The sequence below is a fragment of the Mesorhizobium sp. M7A.F.Ca.CA.002.09.1.1 genome (genome assembly GCF_003998555.1).
In the GTDB taxonomy this organism is placed as follows: domain Bacteria; phylum Pseudomonadota; class Alphaproteobacteria; order Rhizobiales; family Rhizobiaceae; genus Mesorhizobium; species Mesorhizobium ciceri.
The window spans coordinates 1-4221 of sequence record NZ_RZRR01000486.1; the positions used below are offsets into that span (position 1 = coordinate 1).

At 62.8% G+C, this 4221-nt stretch carries 3 protein-coding genes; all 3 read right to left on the minus strand.

Features of this window, described 5'->3' with window-relative positions; genetic code table 11:
• Positions 1-114: 114 nt before the first annotated feature.
• On the minus strand, positions 115-1755 hold the full coding sequence (locus EN994_RS20295) for a hypothetical protein (protein ID WP_063168073.1): 1641 nt from the start codon (positions 1753-1755) through the stop codon (positions 115-117).
• Positions 1756-1908: 153 nt separating this feature from the next.
• Positions 1909-3084, minus strand: a complete 1176-nt coding sequence (gene tuf / locus EN994_RS20300) for an elongation factor Tu (protein ID WP_013531404.1) — start codon at positions 3082-3084, stop codon at positions 1909-1911.
• Between the two features lie 99 nt (positions 3085-3183).
• On the minus strand, positions 3184-4221 hold a 1038-nt coding region (locus EN994_RS20305), incomplete at its 5' end, for an EF-Tu/IF-2/RF-3 family GTPase (protein ID WP_245466053.1).

The window sequence follows — 4221 nt, forward strand, 5'->3', positions numbered from 1 at the left end:
ATCCTGGCCCATTCTCGATCCTCCGCCTGCCTGAAGCCGCCAGCAGCGACGATAGCGGAAAAATCGAAAGCGGCTCAACCTGCCTCGATGGCCAGTTTCGGGCTCCGTCGCCCACTACAATTTGGCCGGCGCGTCAGCCTCGGCATTGGCGGAAGGCCGGATCCGGCAATTCTCGGGTCTTGGCACCGCCTCGCAAATGGTGGCGCCGGTCAGCGCGTCGACCGATTGCAGGCTCGTCGTCAGGCCAACCTTCAGCATCATGTCGGGTTCCAGCCGGCGCTCGACCGAGCGCCGCTCGATCGCCGCGAACAGGGCGGAACTGATCGCCATCTCCTCCAGGTAGGCCTTGACCATCAGCTTTTGCCCCATCGGGTAGAGGCTAAGTCGCGCCTGGGGACCGACAAGCCGCCTGATGCCGCCGGCAAGCATGAGCGCGCAGGCCGAATCGCACTCCACGCCCGCATCGATGCTCAGCCCGGCATAGGCGCCCTCCTTGGCCAGGCAATTCCACGCTCCTGGGTCACAGCCGACGAAATCGGTGCGGCCAACGGCGACGTCGAGCTTCTTTTCATGGATAAGCCGTCCCGCCGCCAGGGCGCTGAACAGGTCGCCTCCCTTCGAGCTGATCACGACAGGCAGTTGCCGTTTGCCGAGCGTGGCGAGCAGCTGGCGCAGCTTCTGCGGGGTCTGGGGGGTGATCGCGCCTTCCGCCGAGATCCATTCCGGGCAGTCTGGATTGCAGAGCGGATTGGTGCCGCGAACGACAACGAAGCGCATGTCTTCATCGCGCCGCGCCGCCTCGGGTTCGATCGCTGGCGGAGTAGGCCTGGCCGCGGTCGCCATCAGGCCATCAGGCTTGTTCCCCGGCACTTCCCGGCAATTCGTGGCCAGGCGGCCGGGTTCGCACAGGCTCGCCGCGGTCAACAGGCCCACGGCGTCCGTGCTGGTGACCAGCTTCATCGCCAGCATGTCATCGAGGGCGATCTGGTGGATTTCGCTGGCCGGGGTGCCCTTCATCGTTTCGAGCATGCTTTGTTCGATGCCCATCTGGTCCAGGTAGGCCGCCAGCTTTTTCTCCACCGACTTGCTCATTTCGTAGGTCTTGTAGCTGCCGGCGTTCTTGCGGCTGACGATCTTCGTGTTGAGGATCTTCTTCTTGCCCCCGACGATCCGGTAGGTGGTCCGGTATTGCAATTTCGTGCGGATGTAGGTCGTGGTGATCTGATGGACGCCGAGATAGGCCCATTCGCCGGCCACTCGCCTGATGCCGCCGGCAAACATCAGAGGACAGGCGGAATTGCACATGGCGCCATAGTCGATGACATCGCCGAAGTAGCGGGCGTCACGGTCCTGGCACCCCTTCGCGTCGGGCTGGCAGCTGGAAAACACCGTCTTGCCGATGGCGATATCGAGCTTGTTCTTGCGGATCAGCCGGCCAAGCGTCAGCGCCGCCTCGACATTGCCGCCGGGAGAATCCACGACAACAGGCAGTTTCCGCCCGCCAAGCGTCTTCAGCATGCGTTTGAAGAGCGCCGGAGTTCCGGCTTCTATGGAGCCCTCGGCCGATATCCATTCCGGACAGATCGGCTCGCACCCCGCTGCGTTGCTGCGGACAATGCCGAACCGCATCGTCGGCCCAAGATCCGGCGCCGCATCCGCCGCGAAGGCTGCCGGGCCTGTGGCAAGCAGCGCAATCAGCCAGGTCAGAGCCAGCGGCCACAATGCCCGACGATGAAAATACCGCCTTGGAACCATTTGGAAAAAGCCCCTTGATGCAACCTATACTAGACGAGGTCCAGAGCCTTGCAACAGGCTTCGGCCGACGGGGCGGCAGCCGATAGCCCGGCAAACAAAAAGGGCGGCCCGAAGACCGCCCTTTCTTGTCGATCCGGCGAATGCCGGGCTCGGTTATTCCTTGATGGTGACGACGATGCCGGCACCGACGGTGCGGCCGCCTTCACGGATAGCGAAGCGCAGCTTCTCTTCCATGGCGATCGGCACGATCAGCTCGACATCGACCGTGATGTTGTCGCCCGGCATCACCATCTCGGTGCCTTCCGGCAGCGACACGATGCCGGTCACGTCGGTCGTGCGGAAGTAGAACTGCGGACGGTAGTTGGTGAAGAACGGCGTGTGACGGCCACCTTCGTCCTTGGTCAGGATGTAGGCTTCGGCCACGAACTTCTTGTGCGGCTTCACCGTGCCCGGCTTGGCCAGAACCTGGCCGCGCTCGACACCTTCACGATCAACGCCGCGCAGCAGCGCGCCGATGTTGTCGCCAGCCTGGCCCTGATCGAGCAGCTTGCGGAACATTTCCACGCCCGTGCAGGTCGTCTTGGTCGTCGGACGGATGCCGATGATTTCCAGCTCCTCGCCGACCTTGACCACGCCGCGCTCGACGCGGCCGGTCACGACCGTGCCGCGGCCCGAGATCGAGAACACGTCCTCGATCGGCATCAGGAACGGCTTGTCGAGCGGACGAACCGGCGTCGGGATGTAAGCATCGACCGCAGCCATCAGCTCGCGGATCGCGTCTTCACCGATCTTCTTGTCCGAGTCTTCGAGAGCAGCCAGAGCCGAACCCTTGACGATCGGAATGTCGTCGCCGGGGAATTCGTTCTTGGTCAGAAGCTCGCGAACCTCGAGCTCGACCAGTTCGAGCAGCTCGGCGTCGTCGACCTGGTCGACCTTGTTCAGGAACACCACGATCGACGGCACGCCGACCTGACGGGCCAGCAGGATGTGCTCGCGGGTCTGCGGCATCGGGCCGTCGGCAGCCGACACGACCAGGATCGCGCCGTCCATCTGCGCGGCGCCGGTGATCATGTTCTTCACATAGTCGGCGTGGCCGGGGCAGTCGACGTGAGCGTAGTGGCGGTTGGCCGTCTCGTATTCGACGTGAGCCGTCGAGATCGTGATGCCGCGCGCCTTCTCTTCAGGGGCAGCGTCGATCTGGTCGTAGCGCTTGTATTCGCCAAAATACTTGGTGATCGCCGCCGTCAGCGACGTCTTGCCATGGTCGACGTGGCCAATCGTGCCGATGTTCACGTGAGGCTTGTTACGCTCGAATTTACCTTTGGCCATAATCGTTCTCCGTCTATTCTACCCGCTTGGGGGAAATTGTTATTCGCTCTTCAGATCCGGCACCGCGCAAGGGACGCGACGTCGGTGGCTAAGGAACCCTTACGCGTATTTCTTCTGGACTTCCTGGGCCACTGCGGTCGGAACCGGCTCGTAGTGATCGAACTGCATCGTGTAGGCCGCACGGCCCTGGCTCATCGAGCGCAGGTTGTCGACATACTTGAACATGTTGGCGAGCGGCACCATCGCGTTGATGACAACGGCGACGCCACGCGCTTCCTGACCCTGGATCTGGCCACGACGACCGTTCAGATCGCCGATGACGCTGCCGACGTAGTCTTCCGGCGTCACGACTTCGACCTTCATGATCGGCTCGAGCAGCTGCACGCCAAGCTTGGGTGCTGCTTCACGGAAGCAGGCGCGGCCGGCGATTTCGAAGGCCAGAACGCTGGAGTCGACATCGTGGTAAGCGCCGTCGATGAGGGTCGCCTTGACGCCGATCATCGGGAAGCCCGCGAACGGACCCGAGGTCATGACGCTGTTGATGCCCTTTTCGACACCAGGGATGTATTCCTTCGGCACGGCGCCGCCGACGATCTTGGTATCGAACTCGAACTCGCTGCTATCGGGGTTCGGCTCGAACAGGATCTTGACGCGAGCGAACTGACCGGTACCGCCGGTCTGCTTCTTGTGCGTGTAGTCCTGCTCGTGCTTGCGGGTGATCGTCTCGCGATAGGCCACCTGCGGTGCGCCGACATTGGCCTCGACCTTGAACTCGCGACGCATGCGGTCGACGATGATGTCGAGGTGGAGTTCGCCCATGCCGGAAATGATTGTCTGGCCGCTTTCCTCGTCGGTCTTGACGCGGAAGGACGGATCCTCGGCGGCCAGGCGATGAAGGGCGAGGCCCATCTTTTCCTGGTCGTTCTTGGTCTTCGGCTCGATGGCGATCTGGATGACCGGATCGGGGAATTCCATGCGCTCGAGGATGACCGGATGCAGCGGATCGCTCAGCGTGTCGCCGGTGGTCGTGTCCTTGAGACCGGCAAGAGCAACGATATCGCCGGCAAAAGCCTCTTCGACGTCGGCGCGCGAGTTCGCATGCATCTGCAGCATGCGGCCGATGCGCTCTTTCTTGCC

Excerpts from the sequence above, each read along its gene's own strand:
- EN994_RS20295 (WP_063168073.1), bottom strand. The coding sequence starts at position 1,755 with ATGGTTCCAAGGCGGTATTTTCATCGTCGGGCATTGTGGCCGCTGGCT.
- tuf (WP_013531404.1), bottom strand. The coding sequence starts at position 3,084 with ATGGCCAAAGGTAAATTCGAGCGTAACAAGCCTCACGTGAACATCGGC.